The 21,858-nt window shown below is 70.0% G+C and carries 16 protein-coding genes; 8 read left to right on the top strand and 8 right to left on the bottom strand.

What is annotated here, in order from left to right; genetic code table 11:
- Positions 1–892: 892 nt before the first annotated feature.
- Both ACFVWR_RS17390 and nudC read right to left on the bottom strand, forming a co-directional pair.
- The gene (locus ACFVWR_RS17390; RefSeq protein WP_387215049.1) at positions 893–2,620 is read right to left on the bottom strand and encodes an ATP-dependent helicase; all 1,728 of its coding nucleotides are present in this window, start codon (positions 2,618–2,620) and stop codon (positions 893–895) included.
- Entirely contained in the window at positions 2,617–3,624 is a 1,008-nt protein-coding gene (gene nudC / locus ACFVWR_RS17385; RefSeq protein ID WP_387215046.1) for an NAD(+) diphosphatase, read from the bottom strand. Before nudC ends, ACFVWR_RS17390 begins: the two co-directional genes overlap by 4 nt.
- Positions 3,625–3,686: 62 nt before the next feature.
- Between nudC and ACFVWR_RS17380 the strand changes: the two genes are divergently transcribed.
- Positions 3,687–4,754 (top strand): phosphotransferase, encoded by a 1,068-nt coding sequence (locus ACFVWR_RS17380; RefSeq protein ID WP_387215043.1) that lies wholly within the window; start codon positions 3,687–3,689, stop codon positions 4,752–4,754.
- Positions 4,755–4,856: 102 nt separating this feature from the next.
- Here ACFVWR_RS17380 and ACFVWR_RS17375 read toward each other — a convergent pair whose 3' ends face one another.
- Positions 4,857–8,210, bottom strand: a complete 3,354-nt coding sequence (locus tag ACFVWR_RS17375; RefSeq protein WP_387215040.1) for a UvrD-helicase domain-containing protein — start codon at positions 8,208–8,210, stop codon at positions 4,857–4,859.
- Positions 8,207–11,326: a PD-(D/E)XK nuclease family protein gene (locus ACFVWR_RS17370; RefSeq protein WP_387215037.1), complete on the bottom strand. Its 3,120-nt coding sequence runs from the start codon at positions 11,324–11,326 to the stop codon at positions 8,207–8,209. The genes ACFVWR_RS17375 and ACFVWR_RS17370 overlap by 4 nt, the downstream gene beginning before the upstream one ends.
- A gap of 108 nt (positions 11,327–11,434) precedes the next feature.
- On the opposite strand from ACFVWR_RS17370, the gene ACFVWR_RS17365 reads away from it, so the two are divergent.
- Together ACFVWR_RS17365 and ACFVWR_RS17360 are read left to right on the top strand one after the other, a co-directional pair.
- On the top strand, positions 11,435–11,659 hold the full coding sequence (locus ACFVWR_RS17365; protein WP_387215034.1) for a DUF3107 domain-containing protein: 225 nt from the start codon (positions 11,435–11,437) through the stop codon (positions 11,657–11,659).
- A gap of 8 nt (positions 11,660–11,667) precedes the next feature.
- Complete coding sequence (locus ACFVWR_RS17360) at positions 11,668–11,970, top strand: hypothetical protein (protein WP_387215032.1); 303 nt, start codon at positions 11,668–11,670, stop codon at positions 11,968–11,970.
- An 81-nt stretch (positions 11,971–12,051) separates the two neighbouring features.
- On the opposite strand, the gene ACFVWR_RS17355 is transcribed toward ACFVWR_RS17360, so the two are convergent.
- Positions 12,052–12,768 (bottom strand): ferritin-like fold-containing protein, encoded by a 717-nt coding sequence (locus ACFVWR_RS17355; protein ID WP_387215029.1) that lies wholly within the window; start codon positions 12,766–12,768, stop codon positions 12,052–12,054.
- A 125-nt stretch (positions 12,769–12,893) separates the two neighbouring features.
- Here ACFVWR_RS17355 and ACFVWR_RS17350 point away from each other — a divergent pair, with 125 nt between their 5' ends.
- The gene (locus ACFVWR_RS17350; RefSeq protein WP_387215026.1) at positions 12,894–14,429 is read left to right on the top strand and encodes a DEAD/DEAH box helicase; all 1,536 of its coding nucleotides are present in this window, start codon (positions 12,894–12,896) and stop codon (positions 14,427–14,429) included.
- A gap of 4 nt (positions 14,430–14,433) precedes the next feature.
- Here the strand turns inward: ACFVWR_RS17350 and ACFVWR_RS17345 are convergent, their stop codons facing one another.
- Both ACFVWR_RS17345 and ACFVWR_RS17340 read right to left on the bottom strand, forming a co-directional pair.
- A complete protein-coding gene (locus ACFVWR_RS17345; RefSeq protein ID WP_387215023.1) occupies positions 14,434–15,540 on the bottom strand; it encodes a coiled-coil domain-containing protein in 1,107 nt (368 codons plus the stop codon).
- A 98-nt stretch (positions 15,541–15,638) separates the two neighbouring features.
- Entirely contained in the window at positions 15,639–16,511 is an 873-nt protein-coding gene (locus tag ACFVWR_RS17340) for a PHP domain-containing protein (RefSeq protein ID WP_387215020.1), read from the bottom strand.
- Between the two features lie 24 nt (positions 16,512–16,535).
- On the opposite strand from ACFVWR_RS17340, the gene ACFVWR_RS17335 reads away from it, so the two are divergent.
- Positions 16,536–18,056, top strand: coding sequence for an aminopeptidase P family protein (locus ACFVWR_RS17335; protein ID WP_387215017.1), 1,521 nt, complete (start codon positions 16,536–16,538; stop codon positions 18,054–18,056).
- 93 nt (positions 18,057–18,149) lie between these two features.
- Here ACFVWR_RS17335 and ACFVWR_RS17330 read toward each other — a convergent pair whose 3' ends face one another.
- A complete protein-coding gene (locus ACFVWR_RS17330; protein WP_387215014.1) occupies positions 18,150–18,770 on the bottom strand; it encodes a general stress protein in 621 nt (206 codons plus the stop codon).
- A 56-nt stretch (positions 18,771–18,826) separates the two neighbouring features.
- On the opposite strand from ACFVWR_RS17330, the gene ACFVWR_RS17325 reads away from it, so the two are divergent.
- The 3 genes from ACFVWR_RS17325 to ACFVWR_RS17315 are packed head-to-tail and all read left to right on the top strand — an operon-like array spanning position 18,827 to position 21,804.
- Positions 18,827–20,158, top strand: a complete 1,332-nt coding sequence (locus ACFVWR_RS17325; protein WP_387215011.1) for a magnesium transporter MgtE N-terminal domain-containing protein — start codon at positions 18,827–18,829, stop codon at positions 20,156–20,158.
- Positions 20,145–20,669: a DUF1003 domain-containing protein gene (locus ACFVWR_RS17320; protein WP_387215008.1), complete on the top strand. Its 525-nt coding sequence runs from the start codon at positions 20,145–20,147 to the stop codon at positions 20,667–20,669. Before ACFVWR_RS17325 ends, ACFVWR_RS17320 begins: the two co-directional genes overlap by 14 nt.
- Positions 20,662–21,804 (top strand): Mrp/NBP35 family ATP-binding protein, encoded by a 1,143-nt coding sequence (locus tag ACFVWR_RS17315; RefSeq protein WP_387215005.1) that lies wholly within the window; start codon positions 20,662–20,664, stop codon positions 21,802–21,804. The genes ACFVWR_RS17320 and ACFVWR_RS17315 overlap by 8 nt, the downstream gene beginning before the upstream one ends.
- Positions 21,805–21,858 lie beyond the last annotated feature (54 nt).

The raw sequence follows: 21,858 nt of genomic DNA, 5'->3' as shown, positions 1-21,858 counted from the left end.
GCCGTCACCCGACACAGGTGACGGCAAGTCGGGACCCTTCGTCGTGCGGCCTGTGGATAACTTCTGCGGTGACGCGGCGATTCGCGGCAGGATGCGGGGATGATCTACCAGCTCGACAACCGCATCCACCGGGTGTGGCGAACTCCTGACGTTCTGCAATTCGGCGTGGAGACACCAGTGCTCACCCTCCACGGGCTGACGAACGCGGAGGAGAGGATGCTGGTGGCGCTCGATGCCGGCATCGGCCTCCCCGGGTTGCACCTCGTCGCACGTCGCGCGGGCGGGGACGCACGTCTGGTGCAGCGGATGCTCGACAGGCTCGCGCCGGTGCTCGCGTCGGCGCCCGCGCCCGCGCCCGCGCCCGCGCCCGCGGCGAGAATCGCACCGAGGCGCGGCTCGGCAGCGGAGCCGGCGAGGCCGATCGTGGTGCTCGACGGCGCCGGCCCGAGCGCGGTCCGGCTCGCGCAGATCCTCCGCGAGAGCGACGTGGAGGTGCGCACGGGACTCGAGGTCGACGATCCCGCAATCGACGCGGCGCGGGTCGCCGTCGTCATCGCATCGTTCGCCGTGCATCCCGACAGGTATCGCCGGTGGATGCAGCGCGACACCCCGCACCTGGCCGTCGTCTTCGGAGACAGTGCTGTGACGATCGGGCCGTTCGTGCATCCGGGCGCGGGCCCCTGCCTGGGCTGCCTGCACCACTGGCGGTGTGATGCCGACCCCGAGTGGACGGCGATGGCGAGTCAATTGTTCGCTCGCAACGCCGATCGGGAGACCAGCATCGTGAGCAGCACTGTGGCCGCAGTGGCCGCCCGGGCTGTTCTCGACCGGCTGCGGCGCGGGTCACGGCGGCTGATGCGCTCCAGCGAATCGACCGGCTACGAGACGGGCGTCACCTCTGTGCGCTCGCACCGGCCGCACGCGGAGTGCGGGTGCCGAGCTCTGCCAGGAACCGGGACGGCTGACGTTGCGACACCCGGCCGGCCACTGTTCCCGAGCGCGACCAGCTCATCCTCAGCCGGCGACGTGCCCGGGTGATGCCGACGTAGAGCAGTCGTCGTTCCTCGTCGATCTGCTCGAAGGTCTTGGCGTAGCTGATCGGCACCAGACCTTCGGTGAGACCGACCAGATAGACCGAATCCCACTCCAGGCCCTTGGCCGAGTGCAGGGTCGCGAGCGTCACGGCGGAGAGCGTCGGCTCGTGCTGACCGGCCTGCCGAACAAGCAGTTCGTCGGTGAAACGGCGGAAGGTCGTTCCCGGCGGAGCCTGGTCGACGAGTCCCATGATCGCGTTCAGCGACTCCCATCGGTCGCGCACCGCGCCGCGCGCTTCCGGCGCCTGCTGGCTCCAGCCGAGCGAGCGCAGCACGTCGCTGACCGACTTGAAGAGCGGCTCATCCCCGATCGACACGCTCGCGGCGCGGAGCGACATGATGGCCTGCCGCACCTCCGGCAGATCGAAGAAGCGCTTCGACCCGCGGATCTGGTAGCTGATGCCGAGGTCGCCGAGCGCCTGCTCGAGCATCGCCGCCTGCACGTTGACGCGGTACAGCACCGCGATGTCCTCCGGTTTTGCTCCGTCCGCGAGTTCCGCGGCGACCTGTTGCGCTACCGCGCGAGCCTCCGTGCGATCATCCGGGTACGCGGTCGGCTCCGGCACATCCGACTCCGGATGCGCGTCGGCCGAAGCCGAGTGCAGGGTGAGGGCACCGGAGCGGCCCCGCATCAGCCGGTTGGCCGCGTCGACCACATCCGGGGTCGAGCGGTAGTTCTGTTCGAGGCGCACGACGGTGGCTCCCGGATGCGCCCGCTCGAAGTCGAGCAGGTACTCGCTGCGGGCTCCGGCGAACGAGTAGATGGTCTGACTCGCGTCCCCCACGACGCACAGGTCGCGGCGGCCGCCGAGCCAGAGGTCGAGCAGCTGCTGCTGCAAGGGCGACACGTCCTGATACTCGTCGACCACGAAGAATCGGTACTGCTCGCGCACCTGCATGGCGACGGCTGGCTCGATCTCGATCATTCCCGCGCAGGCGAGCAGCACATCCTCGAAATCGAACTGCTTGCGCTCGTCTTTGAGGTCTTCGTAGGTCTGATGCATGAGCAGCAGCTGGTCTGCCGAGAGGGAGCCGGGGATGGTGCGCGAGCCGAGCCGGGCGCCGTACTGCTCGATGCTCAAGCCGGAGACCTTCCGCCACTCCACCTCAGCGGCGATGTCGCGCAGGGTCGCCGTGTCGACCCTGAGACCGAGGCGCTCCGCGGCGTGGCCGAGCACGCGTCCTTTGCCGTCGAGCACGCTCGGCAGCTGGCCGCCCACCACCTGGGGCCAGAAGAAGTTGAGCTGCGACAGCGCTGCTGCGTGAAACGTTCTCGCCGCGACGCCACCGGCGCCGAGCTGGCGCAGCCGGCCGCGCAATTCCGCGGCGGAGCGGTTCGTGAAGGTGAGCGCCATCACGCGGTTGGGCGCGTAGGCGCCGGAGGCGACACCGTAGGCGATGCGGTGCGTGATCGCCCGGGTCTTGCCCGTTCCGGCGCCGGCGAGGATGCACACCGGGCCGAGCAGCGCCTCGGCCGCGACCCGCTGCTGAGCGTCCAGCCCGTCGAGAAGGGACTCCGGTGTCACCGCGCGACCGGTGCCTCGTCGAGAGAACCGCCGTACCACTCCTCGATGAGAGCGCGCGCGATGGACGACCGGCCGGGAAGGATGACCTGGTCGCGGGCCTCCCACAGCTCCTCGCGGCCGAACCAGCGGAGGTCGAGGATCTCCTCGCCGTCGGGCGCGAGCGCATCCGGTCTCTGATCGTCGGCCAGGCGAGCCGTGAAGCCGACCATGACGGATGCGGGAAACGGCCACGGCTGCGACCCCCGGTATCGGGCGTCCACCACCCGCACGCCTGCCTCTTCGAAGATCTCACGCTGAACGGCTGACTCGAACGACTCCCCCGGCTCGACGAAGCCTGCGAGCAGCGAGTACCGCGAGTTCTCCCACATGGCGTTCGAGCCGAGCAAGAGCCTGTCGTCGGCGTCGAGCACCGTCACGATCACGGCCGGGTCGGTGCGCGGGAAGATCTGGGAGCCGTCCTCGAAGCAGCGGCGCACCCACCCGGCCTCCTCGACCACGGTCGGGGTTCCGCAGCGCGGGCAGTGCGTGTGCGATGCGTGCCAGTTGGCGATGGCCAGAGCCTCCGTGAAAAGGCCTGCATCCCTGTCGCTGAGCGCTGTCGCCACCGTGCGCAGATTGCCCCAGCGCGCCTCGTCGGGTTCGAGTTCCGCCGCCGCGGCATCGGTGAGCACCTCGAGCACGACAGCCGTTCCGGCCGGCTCGCGGTCCGTCGCGACGAGCGTTCGCCCGAGATAGACCCGGAGCAGGGCAGCCGTCACCCTGTCGACGGGCAGCAGATCCAGCTCGGCCGTTCCCGGCGCCGCCGACCCCCAGCCGTCGGCCGCCGGCCGCGCGGCATCGACACTCTCGGCCGTGAGGAGGGCGTGCCCCTTCCAGAGCGCGAGCACTCGCGTTCCCGGCTCCTCCCACAGCTCGTCGAACAACGCCGGACGCGACCGCGACACGTGGTCGCGGTCGACGGCGTGACGCGAAAGCGGCAGAGCCGCAAGAGGGAAGGTCGACATCGGGGTCCTTTCAAGGCGTGGCGAACAAGCCCACGCGGGGAAGTCCATTTAACCTTGGGTTCATGGCCAGATCCCATCTCACTCTAGCCGCGCTGGCCTCCTCCGCCGTCGCCGGGCTCGAGGTCTCCGGTGCCCGCAGCTTCAGCCTGGGCGGGGCGTCCGAGTTCGACTCGGCCCTGCTCAGCGGGCGCGACGGGCAGACGTACATCATCCGAGTGCCAACCTCGCAGGCCGCCGAGACCGAGCAGAGCGCAGACCTCGTGTCGTTGCGCGCGCTGACCACGGGCATCCGCAGCCGCCTGCCCTTCGACGTGCCGACGTGTCTCGGCCAGGCACCCGTCGGCGGCACCCGCGCGCTCGTCTACGACTTTCTCGGCGGACACCACATCGACATCGAGGATGTGCCTCCAGGCGACGGGCTCGCCGGTTCCATCGGCCACGCGATCGCCGCCATCCACACGCTCCCCACCAACTTCGTCGGAGAGGCCGGTCTTCCCGTGCTGAGCGCGGCGGAGTGCCACACATCGACGACTTCGCTCATCGAGTCCGCCGCCGCGACCGGGTTACTGCCGAGTGCGCTGCGCGACCGCTGGCGCGAGGCCTCGGCCGACGAGTCGCTGTGGCAGTTCCAGCCGACCGTGATCAATGGAGCACTCACCGTCGACAGCCTCCTCGTGGAGGACGAGTCGGTGGTCGCCGTGCTCGGCTGGTCCGCATTGCGTGTCGGCGACCCGGCCCGCGACCTGCACTGGCTGCTCGCGATGAACTCCGACGCCACCGAGGGCGCGCTCGGCGCATACGCCTCCACCCGTCAGGTCGCCACCGACCGCCAGTTCACGCAACGCGCGATGCTCTACGCGGAACTCGAGGTGGCGCGCTGGCTGCTGCACGGACGAGAGGTTCGCAGCCAGACGATCATGGACGACGCCGTGGCGATGCTCGACGGGCTCGTCGATCGGGTGCACACCAACTCGGCGACCCCGCTGTCGACCGCGACCGGTCCCATCCTCGCCATCGACGACGTCGAGGCGATGCTCGATCGCACGCCCGGCGACCGCTCGTCCGACGATTACGGCCACGCCGGCGGCATGAAACCGGTCGTCGACGACGAGAACTCCCCCGCCTCCTGACCTTTCACGATGCCGGACGAATCGGGCGACGCTCGGCCGATTCGTCCGTCGTGACGGACGAATCGCGCGTGTGACGCGACAACTCCGACCGGGCGGAAGCCGTCAGGAGCGGCTGGGCCGGGTCAGGGTCGAGGCCCAGAGGGCCTCGAGCTCCTGCTCGGTGTGGATGCGTTCGGGCCGCACCACGAGATCGTCGGCGACGAAGTAGAACACGGCGTCGATGCGCTCCGGGTCGATGCCGGCGTAGCGGGAGTATGCGAGACGGTAGAGCGCGAGCTGCAACTGCTTGCGCTCGAGGTCTTCCGCGTCGCGCGGCGCCTTGCCCGTCTTCCAGTCGACGATCTGCACGTCGTGCACGCCGTCGACCGCCGGGTAGACCGCATCCAGTTTGCACACCACGACCTGACCGGCGAGCGTGACGTGGATCTCGATCTCCACCTCGTCCGGGCGCCTGTCCGCCCACTCGCTGGCGGCGAAGGTGGCCTGCAGGAAGGCGAGCTGATCCGCCTCGAGCTGCTCGCCCGCCGGATCGTCGAGTTCGGACGCCACCGCATCGATCACGTCTGCGCCGCCACCGACCGTGCCGTACCGCTGTTCGACCCAGCCGTGGAACAGGGTGCCCAAGCGCGTCTGACGGTACGGCCGCTCGGGCATCGGGCGGCGCAACGCGGTCGCGACCGACGCCGGATCGGTCACGTAGTCCTTGAACCGTGAGGCCGGGATGCGGGTGGGGAGCTCCACGAGACCCGCCGCCTCAAGACTGCGCGCGCGCTCGGCCAGCAGGAGATCGATGTCTTGCGCGTAGACGCCTCCCCCGGTCGGGCCGCGATCGATCGCCGTCTGAACCGCGCGCGCCGCGGCCACGACCCTGTCCCGGCGGGAGCCGAGGGGGTCGAGCGGCCAAAGCACGGTCTGGGCGTCGAGCGCGTACGGGTTCTCGTCGGGATCGTCGCACGGCGGAAAGGCGTCGTCGGCGATCAGTCCGGCGGCTTGCAGTTCGAGCAGAAACGCTCCCGGCCCGCGCGGCTTCGTCTGCGTCGACCAGTACGAGCCTGACAGCAGCAGGGACTCCTTCGCTCGCGTGACCGCTACGTACGCCAGCCTGCGCTGTTCGGCGGCGTGGCGTTCGACGATCTCGTCTTCGAACGCCTTCACGGCCTCGTCGACGTCTTTCTGCGTCTCGGCGGTGCGCCAGGCGAGCAGCGGGAGCTCCGTGGCGTCACCCCGGAACTCGTAGGGCAGCGCGCCGAACTCCAGCCATCCCTTCTTGCTCCTGGGTGCACCCGGCAGTTCTCCGTCGACCATGCGCGGCACGGCCACCACATCCCATTCGAGGCCCTTGGAGCCGTGGATGGTGAGGATCTGCACCGTGCCGGGCTCCGGCTCTTCGCTGCGAGGCGCCAGGTTGTCCCGTCGCTCGGCTTCGGCGAGCCACGACAGGAACGAGCCCAGGGTCGCTTGATCGTCGCTCGCCAGGTAGGAGGACACCTGCTCGGCGAAAGCGTCGAGGCTCGCCTGACCGAGTTGCGCGCTCTCGTTCGCCCCGACCTCGATGTCGAGCAGGAGTTCCTGCTGCACCAGCGTCACGAGGTCGAGCAGGTCGAGGCCGACCCGGGAGCGCAGATAATCGAGCTGTCGACCCGCGGCACGCATCCTCTGGAGTCCGACCGGACTGAACCCGGCGAGCTGGCTGTGCGTCTCTGGCGCCTCGACCACGAAGTCGAGCGCGTCGACCAGCGAGGCGGACTCGTCGCCGGCGACCGACTGTCGCAGGCGCTCGCGCACCTCGGGATCGAGTTCTTTGAAGCGGTGGTCGCGGGCGGCGAGCCAGGATGCGACCCCGCGGAGCGTCGCGATGTCTTTCGGGCCGATGCGCCAACGGGCGCCGGTCAGCACCCGGATGAGCTCCGAACCGGCCGTCGGGTCGTGCATCACCCGCATGGCGCTGACGAGATCGGCGATGGCGGGCTGTTCGAGCAGGCCGCCCAGCCCGAGCACGTGGTACCGGATGCCGCGCTCGGCCAGCGCCGACGTGAACGGATCGATCTTCTTGAGCGACCGGCAGAGCATCGCGGCGCTCGGAACCCGGCCCTGGTCATCCCGGCGCCGCAGCCGCTCACCCAGCCAGTCGGCCACGACGGCGGCCTCGTCGGCGACGGTCTGCTCGTAGCGGGTGTGCAGTTCGCCCGCGGCGACGCCCGGCCGCGGGGCGAGCCGCTCGACGTGGACCGGCGAGGCCGCGGAGAGCGGCTCGACCAGGGTGTTCGCCGCATCCAGTACGGCCGTCGGGTTTCGCCAGCTCGTCGACAGGGCGTAGCGGGCGGCGCCGTCGCGCTCGCCCGTGAAGTCGAACGCGAAGCGGCCGAGGTTGGCCGCGCTCGCGCCACGCCAGCCGTAGATGGACTGGTGCGGGTCGCCGACCGCCATGACGGCTTGGCCGGCGAACAGGGCGGACAGCAGCCGCGTCTGCACCACGGAGGTGTCCTGGTACTCGTCGAGCAGCACGACCCGGAAGCGGGAACGGTAGTCGTCGATCACCGCCGGCACGCGCTCGCTCACTCGCAGCGCGAGCGCCACCTGATCGGAGTACTCGACGAATCCCCGTCGCACCTTCTCGGCCGCGAACTGCTCGGCGAGGTCGAGCAGCGGTGGCAGCGAACCGACCACTCCGATGGCGGAACGCACCGACGCGTAGATGTCTTTGACCCGCCCGCTCCCGGTCGGCAACTCGGCCAGTTCAGCGAACCTCTCGGTCATCCGTTCCACGTCGGCGGCGTCGGCGACGTTCTCGCTGAGCGCCCGGCTCAACGAGATGACGGCGCTCGTGACGAGGTCGACGCTCTTCTCGAGCTCCACCAGGCGATCGTCGGTGCTCGCGACCACGAGACGTCTGGCCACCTGCCAGGCCGACGCCTCGCTCAGCACCGCCGACTCGGGCTCCCGCCCGATCAGCAGCGCGTTCTCGCGGAAGATCGCGTTCGCGAACGAGTTGTACGTCGCAACGGTCGGTGCGTCGAAAGGGTCGAAGTCGATGTCGGTGAGCCCCGAGGCGACGAGCTGCTCGATGCGTTTGCGGATTCGCAGTGCCAGCTCTCCCGCCGCCTTGCGGGTGAAGGTCAGCCCGAGGATCTCGGGAACGCGCACGTGGCCGTTGGCCAGAAGCCACACCACCCGGTTCGCCATCGTCTCGGTCTTACCGCTGCCGGCGCCCGCCACCACGATCGCGGGGGCGAGCGGCGCCTCGATCACGGCCTGTTGCTGGAGGGTCGGCGTCGGCAGTCCGAGGGTCTCGGCGATCGCCACCGCGCTGATCGGGGCACCGGGGCGCCGGCGCGCAGCGTTCGTGGCGTCGGAGCGCCGCGAGTGTTCCTCTTCTGCGAGCGCGCGCTCGACGAGGTCGATGGTCTGTTCGTCGACCTCCCACTCGAGCAGGCCGTCTCTGTGCTCTTCGCTCATGCGCTCACCGCCTGCACCAGGTGGATGCGGTACTCGTATCGCGCGTGCGGGTCGCGCTCGTCGAGGTTCAGCACGGCCAGGAACGTGTTGGCCGCCATGCCCTCCGCTGCCGCCGTCACCCGCTCGCGCAACCTGGCGATGGCCGCGTCGTCGACCTTCTCCTGAACGGCCTCGCGATACAGCTTTCCCCTGCTTCCGCTGCTGACGAAGAGCAGCTTCGCGCCCCCGGAGGGCAGTTGCGCCTCGGCCGCCTCGGGAATGGCCCCGTGCTCCAACGCGAGCTGGTAGGCACCCAGCTGCGCGTGCTCCGCCACCTTCGCCGCCGTCGGTACGTTCTTTCCCGTCTTCAGGTCGACGATGACGATCGTTCCTTCCGGTGTGCGCTCGACTCTGTCGATCTTGCCGCTGACCAGCGCTTGTCCGAGCTCCAGAGAGAACTCGCCCTCGGATCCGAGCAGCAGGCCGCCCTCACGCCGGAACTCGCGCAGATAGTCGGACACGCCCTCGGTGAGCCGCCGCGTGCGCCGCCTCTCTTTCTCTTCCAGCCAGGGCGACTCGAACTGCAACCCGCCCCAGCGGGCCTCGACACCCTCCCACAGGTGCTCGACGCTCAGGTCGGCGTCGGGCTCGACGCTTGCCTCCTCCATGACCGCGTGCACCACCGTGCCGATGCCGGCCGCGAGCCCGCTCGGCGACGACGCCATCGCATCCACGAACCACGACATCGGCGACTTCTCGAACGTCTCCAGCCTCGACGGAGACACCCGAACGCGAGCCTCGGGATCGGTGAGGTCGACGAGAGGTTCGTCGGTCGACGGCTCGGCCAGGCCGTACCAGTGGGCCGGATGCGCGCCCTCCACCTCGGCAGCCGCCAGCCTCGCCAGCGCCTCGGCGGCATCCGTCGACCCCGTCGTCACCAGCCGCCTCCTCAGCCGCCCCACCATTCCGCGCAGCGAGAGCGGATGGGCGGAGTCGTCGACGTCGTCGAACGCGGCCTCCCCTGCCAGGCGCAGAAAGGGCGACGGCTGCTCGTCGTCGTTCGCGGTGGCCGTGAGGATGACCTGGCCGCGTGCGCGGGAGACGGCCAGCGCGAACATCCGCAGTTCGTCGCCCATCACCTGGGCTCTGTCATCGGCTGTCTCCGAGGCGGTGCCCGCCACCACCTCACCGAGCTTCTGCGGATGCAGCAGTGAGCCGCGCAGCCGCAGGTTGGGCCACACGCTCTCCTGCAGCCCCGCCACCGCGACGATGTCGAATTCGGCCCCGATGGTGGCGCTCGGCGTACAGACGAGCACGGCGTCGGTGGCCGTCTGCGCGGCCAGCGTGTCTTCCGGTACCTCGGCCTTGAGCAGCTCGTCGACGAAGTCGGACGGCGGTCGCTCCGGCGAGCGCTCCACGAAACGGCGCGCCGAGGTGAACAGCGCGACAGCGCCGTCGAGGTGGCGGTTCGCCTCATCGGCGACGATGCCGCTGCGCTCCGACTGCTCGAGCCACCGCTTCGCCAGGCCGCTGCGCTCCCACGCGTGCCAGAGCAGTTCTTCGACGGTCGCGCCCGCCAGCGCCTTCTCCCGTCCGCCGCGCAACGTCTCCGCGAGACGGGCCGCACGACGGGCCGGCGACGAATCGATCGTGGAGAGGGCCCCTGGGGCGCCGAGCGCCTCCACGACGAGCTCATCGGCCGGGCGGTTGCCGTCGCCCGCGAGCTCCTCCTGGCGGAGGGCGAGCCTCAGCCGGCGCAGGCTGAGCCCGTCCAGTCCGCCGAACGGCCCCAGAAGCAGGTCGGAGGCGACGGGTGCCGTCAGCTCGATCGCCCCCAGCTCGACACCGACGACCGTGAGAAGCTGCCGGGCCGCGTAGTCGTCGCGCAGCGCGCGCCCGGCGACCGTGGTCTTCGTCGGCACCTCGGCGATGGCCAGCGATCTCGCCAGGGCGGGCACATGCGCGCCGGAGCGCACGACCACGGCCATCTCGTTCCACGGCACCCCGTCGAGCAGGTGTCTCTCCCGCAGCCGACGCGCGAGCCTGGCCGCCTCTGCGGGGGCCGACGACGCCTCGATGCGCACGATCTCGGGACCGGGTCGAGCGGTCCGCCCCGCCTCGGCCAGACGCTGCACTCCGGCCGCCGCCGCGCCGATCCGCTCGGTCACGGCCGACGTGAGGCCGCGCAGGGCCGGCGTCTGCCGATGAGCCGTCGTGAGGACGAAACGGGCGACGGGAACGCCGAGCCGGGCATCCAGCTGACCGACGGATGCGGCGTCGGCGCCGCGGAAGGTCGTGGACGCCACATCCGGATCGCCGAACGCGACGACGGCCACACCGCGCGCGGCGAACGCGCGCAAAAGGCCGAGCGTGGCCACGGTCGACTCCTGCAGGTCGTCGACGAGCAGCAGCCGCAGCCGGCTGAGCCCGGTGCCGCTGCGGACCACCGAGACGGCTTCGGCGAGCAGCTCGGCCGAGTCGACGAACGTTCCGCGGTAGCTGTCCACCACCCGTTGGTACTCGTCGATGAACCGCGCCGCCGCCCGCCACTCGTCGTGGCCGGCGATGGCTCCGAGCTCCGAGAGCCTGCGCGGTGACACACCGTGCTCGACGCAGCGGGCCATGAGTTCGCGCAGCTCCGTGCGGAAGCCGCGCAGCATCCGCACCTCCTCCACCAGCGGCTCGGGCCAGGCAGGACCTGCACCGTCTTCGATGTGGCCCGCGAGGAGTTCGGCGATGATCTGGTCTTGCTCGCCGCCCGTGAGCAGTCTCGGCGGCTCCTGCGCCGCAGCGCGTGCCCGCTCGCCCACCAATTGGAAGGCCAGCGATGTCGACGTTCGCGCGAGCGGACCGTTCGTCGGCACGCCGATGCGCAGGGCTATCCTGTCGCGCAGCCTGGTCGCCGAGGCCCGGGATGCGGTGAGCGCGAGCACCTCGTCCGTCGCGTATCCGCGGTCGAGAACGCGCTCTGCCAGCACCTCGACCAGCGTGGTCGTCTTGCCCGTTCCCGGGGCGCCGAGCACCGCAGCGGACTCGCCGTCGGCCAGGCTCAGCACATCCCGCTGGGAGTCGTCGAGCGTGACGTCCATCCCGTCGCGGACCCCTTCGGGGCGCGGTCGGAAACCTCGGATCGTCATGCCTTGAACGCTACCGGCGTCCGCCGACAGAGAACGTGACGCAGCGCCGTGAGCCGAGTGTCGTAGTCTGAACTCACACCGCCGGTACAGAGTCGAAAGGCACCACACGTGGAGATCCGCATCGGAATCGTCAACGCCCCCCGGGAGCTCAGCTTCGAGTCGACACAGACGGTCGATGAGATCGCCGAACAGGCTCAGGCCTCGCTCACGAGCGGAAACGGATTCCTCCGTCTCACCGACGACAAGGGCAAGGTCTACCTCGTTCCCGTCGCCGGCATCGCCTACATCGAAATCGGCAGCGACGAGTCGCGCCGCATCGGCTTCGTCGGCTAGGTCCGCGCGTGGAACTGCTGTTCGTCGCGCTCGGCGGCGCCATCCTCGGGCTCGGCGCCCGCTACTTCCTCCCCAACCGTCACACGCATGGCTCCGTGCTCATGCCGGCCATCGGGGTCATGGTGGCGAGCGCGCTCTGGGTCGCCCTGACCTGGGCCGGGCTCAAGTGGAACGGCGGCTGGATCTGGTGGATCACCCTGGTGGGCACCGCAGTGATCGTGACCGTCGTCGACATCGTGATCGGCCGCGTCCGGGTGAACTCGGACGACCGGCTGCTCGCGAACCTGACGAAGGGCGCCGTGGCGCGCTGACCGTCGAGCACTGCTGACCGTCGAACACTGCTGACCGTCGAACACTGACGAGCGGATCGCCGACTGTCGAGCCGCCGGCGGCTACGCCGTCAGGCCCAGGGCGTCCATCCTGCGGGTGTGCGCCGCGATCAGCTCGGTGAAGATCGGCTCGATTCGTTCTTCGTCGGTTGCCGTGTTGCCCGAGAGGTGCAGGGCGGAGCGGGCGACCAGCAACGTGTCCCCGACGAGCCGGCGCCCCCAGAGGGCGAGTCGCGAGGCCAGCCGCGGATCGGCGCCGATCGCGTTCCGCAGCACCTCCATCACGCCGTCCTGTCCGCCGTCGGAGCCGAGCAGGTGCGCCATGCGCGGGCCGACGTCGCCGGGCAGACCGACGGCGAGACGGATGAAGAAGTCGTCGAGCAGTCCGTTCGTCACCTGAACGGCGAGCAGGGTCTCCTGCCAGTCGGCTCCGGTGGTCAGCGCCGTGAAGCCGTCGATCTCGTCGGCGAACTCCTGCATCACCTCGGCCGGGTCGTCGCCGCGGCGCCGGATCTCGGCCACGATGCCCTGGTGCTTCGAGAGCGCGGCGCCCGCGGCGGCCGCGACGCTCTCCTTGGCGGCGAGGTCGTCGACCTGCCCGACGACGCGAGACAGGGTCTGGAAGGCCTCGAGCTGCAGGTACGCCGCCTGACCGAGATACGGCAGGAGATCCGGCATGACCTCGTGCAGGTCGATGCGGGTCGCCTGCGTCGCCGACTCCCGAGGCCGGAGGCGTGGGAGCTCGACCGGTGGGCGACGTCGGGATAACCAGGTTGGCACGTACAGCAGTGTAACGGGGAGGGTCCAGTAGGCTTGTCATGCCGTCGGCGATGGAACGACGGCCCTACGCCTGAGACGAGAACAGGGCGTAGCCCCATCAGTACTCGATCGACAGGCATAACTTAGTGACTTTCTCCGAACTCAAAATCGACCAGGACATGGTCGACGCCCTCGCCTCGAAGGGCATCGTCGAACCGTTCCCCATCCAGACTCAGACCATCCCCCTCGCTCTCGACGGCCAAGACATCATCGGCCAGGCGAAGACGGGAACCGGCAAGACCTTCGGCTTCGGCCTCCCGATCATCCAGCGCATCGGGCTGAACCCCGAGCCGGGCGTAAAGGTGCTCGTGGTCGTTCCGACCCGCGAACTGTGCGTTCAGGTGGCGGAAGACCTGGAGCTCGCGACCTCCAACCGCAGCACCAAGGTCGTCAGCATCTACGGCGGCAAGGCATACGAGGGCCAGGTCGAGCAGCTCAAGGCCGGCGCCCAGATCGTCGTCGGCACCCCCGGTCGCCTCCTCGACCTCGCCGGTCAGCGCCTCCTCGACCTCAAGCAGGTGCAGGAGGTCGTGCTCGACGAGGCGGACAAGATGCTCGACCTCGGCTTCCTCAGCGACATCGAGAAGATCTTCCAGCAGGTTCCGGCCACTCGCCACACCATGCTGTTCTCGGCGACGATGCCCGGCCCGATCGTGGCCCTCGCCCGTCGCTTCATGACGCGCCCCGTGCACATCCGCGCCACCGACCCCGACGAGGGTCTCACCCAGGCCAACATCAAGCACCTCGTCTACCGTGCGCACTCGCTCGACAAAGACGAGGTGATCGGCCGCATCCTGCAGGCCGAGGGCCGCGGCAAGACGGTCGTGTTCACGCGCACGAAGCGGGCCGCCGCCAAGCTCGTCGAAGAGCTGAACGACCGCGGCTTCAACGCCGCCGCCGTGCACGGCGACCTCAACCAGGAGCAGCGCGAGCGGGCCATGGCCGCGTTCAAGGCGGGCAAGAAAGACATCCTGATCGCAACGGATGTGGCTGCGCGCGGCATCGACGTCAACGACGTCACCCACGTGATCAACCACACTGTGCCCGACGATCACGACACCTACCTGCACCGCGCGGGCCGCACGGGCCGCGCCGGCAAGACCGGCATCGCGGTCACGTTCGTCGACTGGGACGACCTGCACAAGTGGGCGCTCATCAACCGCGCCCTCGAGATGAACCAGCCCGACCCGGTCGAGACCTACTCGTCGAGCCCGCACCTCTTCGAAGACCTCGACATCCCCGCCGGCTCGAAAGGCCGTCTGAAGAGCACGCCGGCCGTCAAGAGCCCGGCGTCCACCGACGGCAGTCGCCGCGACGGCGGACAGCGCGACGGCGGACAGCGTCGCCAGGGCTCGTCGGGAGACGGATCGCGTTCGGGCGCGGACTCGTCGGCTGGAGGCTCCGAGTCGGAGCGTTCGGGCCAGCGCCGTCGCCGCACGCGCGGCGGACGCCCCGCGGGATCGCCGGCGAGCGGCTCGACCACCGAGTCCGCGGCCTCCGGCGATGCCACCCAGGCTGCCGGAACCCACGACGGCGGCGGCTCGCAGCACCACGACGGCAACAGCGCACCGCGCCGGCGTCGCCGTTCGCGGGGCGGCGCATCCGCCACTCCTGCGAGTTGACGACTCAGTACCAGTTGTAGCCGACCTCGTGCGACCAGGCGCCGCACGGTGATCCGTAGCGGCCACTGATGTAGTTCAGCCCCCAGTTGATCTGCGTGTTCGCGTTGGTGAGCCAGTCGGGGCCGGCGGTCGACATCTTGCTCGGCGGCAGCGCCTGCGGAATGCCGTAGGCGTCGCTCGACGGGTTGACGGCGTTGGCCCGCCAGCCCGACTCCTGGTTCCAGAGGCGCACGAGGCAGCTCATCTGATCTCCGCCCCAGCCGTAGCTGCCGAGCCGGCTCTGCGCATACGCCTGCGCAGCAGCCGGGTCGACGGTCATGTTCGAGGGGGCAGACACCCAGCCCCCGCCGGCTCCGGCCGCCTCGTTCGCGGCCTCCTGGTCGGCGGCCGCCTTGGCGACGCCTTCGGCGTACTTCTGCTCGACCGACGCCGCGGTGTTCTTCAGCGTCGCCAGCTGTGCGTACATCACCGTCGCGTGCTTCTGCTGGCTGGCGAGCTGCGCTTCCGCCGCAGCCTGAGCCGAACGGGCGGTCTCCAGTGCGCTCTCCGCGTCGACGGCGAGCTTGTCGCGCACCTTCTGCGCCGCCTTCGCCTGCCCGCTGAGCGCGGCGGCGACGTTCTTCTGCTCGTTCGCCGAGGCGAACAGCGTGCTCGCCTGCTCCCCCAGCTTCGACACTGTGCCCAACTGGTACAGGAGTCCCGACGCGTCGTGCGAGTCGTTGCCCGACAGGAACAACCGCAGCGACAGCTCGGATCCTCCGCTGCGGCTCAGTTGCGCCGCGAGCTTGCCGCTCTGCGTGCGGAGCGTCTCGGCCTCCGCCGTCGCCTGATCCGCCCGGGTCTGCAGCTCGTCGGCTTTCTGCGTGGCGCTCTGGAGCGCGTTCTCCGCGACCCCGTACTCGCCGGCGCGCTTGACGGCGAGGTCGCCCGCGGCATTGGCCGCCGTCTGGAGCGAGCTCAGTATCCCGTTGATCCTGTCGACCTCGGCCTGGGTCGCCGACGCGTTGGCCTTCGCGGCCTGCACGTCGTCCCACGACGGATACGACGTGTCCGCCGCCGCCGGGGCCACACCGGCACCGGCCACGAGCAGCGCGACGATGGCGGTCGTCACTGCACCCTTCGACCACCTCGATCGACTCAAGCCGTCACCTCGCCCTTCGCCGCTGCGGTCGCAGCAGGCACACGTGACTACAGGCTATGCACGAAAAGTCAGGACGCGTAGAAGGGCGCCGCGCCTGTCGCTTCTTCGATGATGCGATCGAGAACCTCCGGAGCGGTCGTGTTCTCGCCGAGCCGGTTCGGTTTTCCCGAGCCGTGGTAGTCGCTCGATCCCGTGATCGCCAGGCCGTACTTCGCGGCCAGCTCGTGCAGCCGCTCCCTGCCGTCGGGGGTGTTCTCGCGGTGATCGATCTCCAGGCCGAAGAGCCCGGCGTCGACGAGCCGCTTCAGCCTCTCCTCGGGGATCACCCTGCCACGACCGGCGGTTCCCGGATGCGCGAGCACGGGGACACCACCCGCCCCGCGGATCAGGCGAACGCCGGTGAGCGGTTCGGGGGCGTAGTGCGGCTGGTAGTAGCCGCGCCGCCAGTGCAGGATGCCGGCGAACGCGGCGCTGCGGTCGGGCGCGAAGCCGCGAGCGACGAGAGCGTCGGCGATGTGCGGGCGCCCGACCGTCGCGCCCTCTGTCGCCTGGGCCATCACATCCGCCCAGGTGATGTCGTAGTCCTCCGAGATGCGGCGCACCATGTCTTCCGCCCGCTTGAGGCGACCGCTGCGGATGCGTTCCGTCTCGGCCGTGAGTGCCTCGTTCGCCGGGTCGAACAGGTAACCGAGCATGTGGACGCTGGCGAACTCCACGCGGGTGCTGAGCTCCATGCCCGGGATGACCGTGACCCCCACCTGCACGCTCGTCGCAGCGGCATCCAGCCACCCGGCCGTCGAATCGTGATCGGTGATCGCAACGGTGCCGATCCCCGCGACCGCAGCCGCCCGCACCAGCTCCTCCGGCGTCTCCGTGCCGTCGGAGACGCTCGAGTGGGTGTGCAGGTCGACGGGACCCCGGAAGCGCCGCTCATCAGCCATGCACTCCATCCTAGGAGTGGGAGAATGGATGCCATGTCTTCGCAGCCGACCAGTCAGCAGGCCACCACCGCCCCCGAACCCCGCGCCACCTCCAACCGGTCCACCACGCCGGGGTCGGACGGGTTCAAGGAGTACATCGGGAGCGGATGGGCCGACCGCACCGACAGCATCCCTGAGCCCCGGGAACAGGCGGCGTTCGCCGCCGCCCGCCGCACCCGCGTCTCCGAGCTCCACCCGGGAAAGCGCCTCGTCATCCCCGCCGGGCGGCTGAAGCAGCGCTCCAACGACACCGACTTCCCGTTCCGCGCCCACTCGGCGTTCGCGCACCTGACCGGCTGGGGGTCAGACTCGGAACCGGGAAGCGTGCTCGTGCTCGAACCGACCGACGCGGGCCACGAGGCCACCCTCTACTTCCGTGAGCGCGCCGGCCGCGACTCCGACGAGTTCTACGCCAACCCGGAGATCGGCGAGTTCTGGATCGGACCGCGCCCGTCGCTCGCGCAGGTCGCGGGCGACCTCGACCTGCCGACCCGCGGCATCGCCGAGTTGGGGGCCGTCATCGACAGCAGCGATGCCGACACGCTCATCGTGCGCGAAGCGGACGCCGTACTCACCGACCAGCTCGACGTGCTGCGTCTGGTCGCGGCGGGCGACGACGCCACCGCCGAAGACCACGCAGACGACGACCGGCTCGCCCGCGACCTCTCCGAGTTGCGCCTCGTCAAAGACAGCTTCGAGGTGGCCGAACTGCGTGCGGCGGTCTCCGCCACCGCCCACGGGTTCGACGACGTGATCGGCGACCTCGACCGCATCACCGCCCACCCCCGCGGCGAGCGGCTCGTCGAGGGTGTCTTCAACGGGCGCGCACGGGCCGACGGCAACGCGGTCGGCTACGACACCATCGCCGCGAGCGGACCGCACGCCTGCATCCTGCACTGGACGCGCAACGACGGCGCCGTGGTGCCGGGCGACCTCATCCTGATCGACGCCGGCGTCGAGGTCGACAGCTATTACACGGCCGACATCACGCGCACGCTGCCCATCGACGGCACCTTCACCGACACCCAGCGTCAGGTCTATGAGGCTGTGCGCGAGGCGGCGGATGCGGCGTTCGCGATCGTGCGCCCCGGCATCCGGTTCCGCGAGATCCACGCCACCGCGATGGCGGTCATCGCGCGACGCACGGCGGAGTGGGGGCTGCTCCCGGTGTCAGCGGAGGAGGCGCTGGAGGCCGACAACCAGCACCACCGCCGGTACATGGTGCACGGCACGAGCCACCACCTCGGGCTCGACGTGCACGACTGCGCCCAGGCGCGACGCGAGCTCTACCTCGACGGCGTCCTGCAGCCGGGGATGGTGTTCACGATCGAGCCGGGACTGTACTTCCAGCCCGACGACCTGACCGTGCCCGAGGCCTTCCGCGGCATCGGCGTGCGCATCGAAGACAACATCCTGGTCACCGAAGACGGCGCCGAGAACCTGTCGATCGGCATCCCGCGCACGGCCGACGACGTCGAGGCCTGGGTGCAGCGCCTGCGCGGCTGACCTCTCCCCGCAAAGTCATCGAGGGGTCCCGGCACGCCGCGAGTTACACTCGCGAGACGGCGTGTCGGGACCCCTCGATGGTTTGCGCGGGCGTCAGCGCTCGGCGGGCGGCTCGGCGGCGGGCGGCTCGGCAGCGGGCGGCTCGGGCTGGCCCCAGGCGGGCGGCGGGTCCGAGGGATGCGGCGCCGCGGGCGGATCCGACGGGTGCGGTTCGTCGGCGGCCTGCTCCGTGCCGCCCTGCGCCAGGTTGCGCGCGCGGTTGGCGAGCTCCGAATCGACGAGCACCGAGTAGCTCGTCGCGATCACCTGCATCACCGACGTGTAATCGCGGCGGCGGCGGTTGATGGCGTACGAGACGATGCCGAACAGCATCCCGAACCCGGCGCCGATCAGCACGGCGGCGATGACGAACGCGTAGCTGACCGCCGGCGAGAAGATCACGAGCAGCAGTCCGAAGAAGATTCCGAGCCAGGCTCCCGAGGCGGCGCCGGCCACGGCGACCCGGCCCCAGGTGAGTTTTCCGGTCACCCTTTCCACGCTCTTGAGGTCACTGCCGACGATCGAGACCTTGTCGACGGGGAAGTCGGCCCGGGCCAGAACGTCGACCGCCTGCTGCGCCTCGGGATACGTCTCGTAGGTCGCGACGATCTCGCCTTTGGGAAGAGTGGGAAAGAGGCCGCGGCCCCGTCCGTTCATCGGACTCGGTGTGGTCATCCCCCTATTCTTCCACCCTGCCCGTGTGGACGCCCGGAGGGCTTAAGTTATTACATGTGAGTGCCACCCGAGTTTTCGTCGCCCGTCTTGCCGGGTGCACCGTTTTCGACCCCGCCGGCGACCGGGTCGGCAAGGTGCGCGACGTGCTGGTGGTCTATCGCAAGAGCGATCCGCCACGAGTCGTCGGGCTGATCGTCGAGATTCCCGGCAAGCGGCGCGTCTTCGTGTCGATCGGCCGTGTGACGAGCATCGGCAGCGGTCAGATCATCACCACCGGGCTCATCAACGTGCGCCGCTTCGAACAGCGCGGCGGCGAGGTGCGCGTGATCGCCGAGATGCTCGGCCGCAAGGTCGTGTTCGCCGACGGCAGCGGTGAGGCGACGATCGAAGACGTGTCGATCGAGGAGTCCCCCACGGGCGAATGGGCCATCGGTCAGCTGTTCGTGCGACGCCCCAAGACGGGTTCGTCTCCGTTCGGCAAGGGCCAGACCACGTTCGCCACCTGGAACGAGGTGCGTGAGCAGCAGGCCAGGGGCGAAGCCCAGTCGGCCGAGCAGTTGATCGCGACCTTCTCCGAGCTGAAGCCGGCCGACCTGGCGAACACGCTGCTCGACCTGCCGCAGCAGCGGATGCTCGAGGTCGCCGAAGAGCTGCCGGACGACAGGCTCGCCGACGTGCTCGAAGAGATGCCGGAGAGCGAGCAGGTGCAGATCCTCGCCCAGCTCGACGACGACAGGGCCGCCGACGTTCTCGACCAGATGCAGCCGGACGACGCGGCCGACCTGATCGCCCAGCTCTCCGACGAGCGCGGCGAGCACCTCCTCGAACTGATGCAGCCCGAGGAGGCGGAAGACGTCAGGATGCTGCTGACGTACGCCCCCGACACCGCCGGCGGCCTGATGACCACCGAGCCGATCATCGTGTCGGCCGACGCCACCGTCGCCGAGGGCCTGGCGCTCATCCGCCGTCACGAGCTCGCTCCCGCACTCGGCGCGGCGGTCTGCGTCACCCTGCCACCGTACGAGGCGCCGACCGGCCGTTTTCTCGGGATGGTCCACTTCCAGCGGATGCTGCGCTATCCCCCGCACGTGCGCCTCGGCACACTGCTCGACCCGAGCCTCGAACCGGTCACCGCGAACACGAGCGCGGCCGAAGTGTCGCGCATCCTCGCGAGCTACAACCTCGTCTCCGTTCCCGTCGTCGACGACAACCACCGCCTCGTCGGGGTGGTGACCATTGACGACATCCTCGACTTCCTGCTGCCAGACGATTGGCGAAGTCGTGACGAAGACGACGACCATCCCAAGGTGAAGCGCCCTGCACAGGGCGCCGAGACAGGCAGTATCCCGATCGTGAGCGGAAGGAGGACAGGCAGTGGCAAGAGGTAAGCAGGACACCCGTCTCGACGCCCCGAAGGGCCTCCGCACCACCGTCATCCCCCGCCGCGGCACGGCGGAGACGAGCGACCGGTTCGGCCGCTTCACCGAGTGGATCGCCCGCGCGATGGGAACGCCCTGGTTCATCCTCGGGCTGACCGTCTTCGTGATCTTCTGGATGCTCTGGAACACGCTCGCGCCGGTGGCCTTGCGTTTCGACTCGATCGCGCTCGGCTTCATCGCCCTCACCCTGGTGCTCTCGCTGCAGGCGTCGTACGCCGCGCCGCTCATCCTTCTCGCTCAGAACCGTCAGGACGACCGCGACCGCGTGCAGATCGAGCAGGACAGGCAGCGCGCCGAGCGCAACCTCGCCGACACGGAGTACCTGGCCCGCGAGGTCGTGGCGCTGCGCCTGGCGATCAAGGACATGGCCACGAAGGACTTCATCCGCGCCGAACTGCGTTCCCTGCTCGAAGACCTCGACAAGCGTGACGACGAGGAGGGCGAGACCGCCCGTGCCTGACCTCGCCGCCGGCATCCAGCGCGCGCTCGGCGGTGTGCTCGACCCCGAGATCCGCAAGCCCATCACCGAGCTCGATATGGTCGGCGGGGTCACGGTCGACGAGGGCGGTCACGCCACGGTCTCCGTGAAGCTCACGATCGTCGGGTGTCCCGCAGCCGACACGATCGAACGGGATGTGCGCACCGCGACCGCCGCCGTCCCCGGTGTTACGGCGGTCACCGTTGACGTGTCGGTCATGACCCGCGAGGAGCGCGCAGCGCTCACCGAGAAGCTGCGTGGAGGACGCGCAGCCCGGGTGCAGCAGTTCGGCCCCGACTCGCTGACGACCGTCTACGCCGTCACGAGCGGCAAAGGCGGCGTGGGCAAGTCGACGATCACCGCGAACCTCGCCGTGGCCCTCGCCGAGCGCGGCCTCCGCGTCGGCATCGTGGACGCCGACGTGCACGGCTTCTCGATCCCGGGCATCCTCGGTCTGGTCGACGCCTCGGGCGCCGCCCCCCGGCCGACCCGGGTGGACGACATGATCCTGCCGCCGATCGCCTACGGCGTGAAGGTCGTGTCGATCGGGATGTTCGTCGACTCCTCGTCGGCGGCCGTCGCCTGGCGCGGCCCGATGCTGCACCGCACGATCCAGCAGTTCCTCGGCGACGTGTACTTCGGCGACCTCGACGTGCTGCTGCTCGATCTGCCTCCGGGAACCGGGGATGTGGCGATCTCGGTCGGGCAGCTGCTCCCGAACGCCGAGGTGCTCGTCGTGACCACTCCGCAGCCTGCCGCCGCCGATGTCGCCGAGCGCAGCGGCGTCGTCGCCCGCCAGACCGGCCAGCGGGTCGTCGGCGTCATCGAGAACATGGCGGGGCTCCCCCAGCCCGACGGCACCGTGCTCGACCTCTTCGGGTCGGGCGGCGGCGCCGAGGTGGCGAAACGTCTCTCGGCCGGCCAGCCTCAGCCGGTGCCGCTTCTGGCGTCGGTGCCCCTCAGCATCCCGTTGCGTTCCGGCGGCGACACCGGGGCTCCCATCGTCGTGACCGACCCGGGCGACCCGGCCGCCGCTGCCATCCGTGCCGTCGCCGACCATCTCGCCACCCGCCCCCGCGGACTCGCCGGCCGCAAGCTCGGTCTCACCGTCACCTGACCCCCCAAAGCGGCACCGAGGGGTCCCGACACGCCGTTACAGGTACTCATGTAA

It is taken from the genome of Leifsonia sp. NPDC058292 (genome assembly GCF_042880955.1).
Taxonomy (GTDB): domain Bacteria; phylum Actinomycetota; class Actinomycetes; order Actinomycetales; family Microbacteriaceae; genus Leifsonia.
This window is presented reverse-complemented; position numbering and strand designations above follow the sequence as displayed.

Bases quoted from the DNA above. Each gene is read 5' to 3' on its own strand.
- ACFVWR_RS17380 (WP_387215043.1), top strand. From the start codon at position 3,687: ATGGCCAGATCCCATCTCACTCTAGCCGCGCTGGCCTCCTCCGCCGTC.
- nudC (WP_387215046.1), bottom strand. From the start codon at position 3,624: ATGTCGACCTTCCCTCTTGCGGCTCTGCCGCTTTCGCGTCACGCCGTC.
- ACFVWR_RS17335 (WP_387215017.1), top strand. From the start codon at position 16,536: ATGGATGCCATGTCTTCGCAGCCGACCAGTCAGCAGGCCACCACCGCC.
- ACFVWR_RS17330 (WP_387215014.1), bottom strand. From the start codon at position 18,770: ATGACCACACCGAGTCCGATGAACGGACGGGGCCGCGGCCTCTTTCCC.
- ACFVWR_RS17370 (WP_387215037.1), bottom strand. From the start codon at position 11,326: ATGACGATCCGAGGTTTCCGACCGCGCCCCGAAGGGGTCCGCGACGGG.
- ACFVWR_RS17340 (WP_387215020.1), bottom strand. From the start codon at position 16,511: ATGGCTGATGAGCGGCGCTTCCGGGGTCCCGTCGACCTGCACACCCAC.
- ACFVWR_RS17375 (WP_387215040.1), bottom strand. From the start codon at position 8,210: ATGAGCGAAGAGCACAGAGACGGCCTGCTCGAGTGGGAGGTCGACGAA.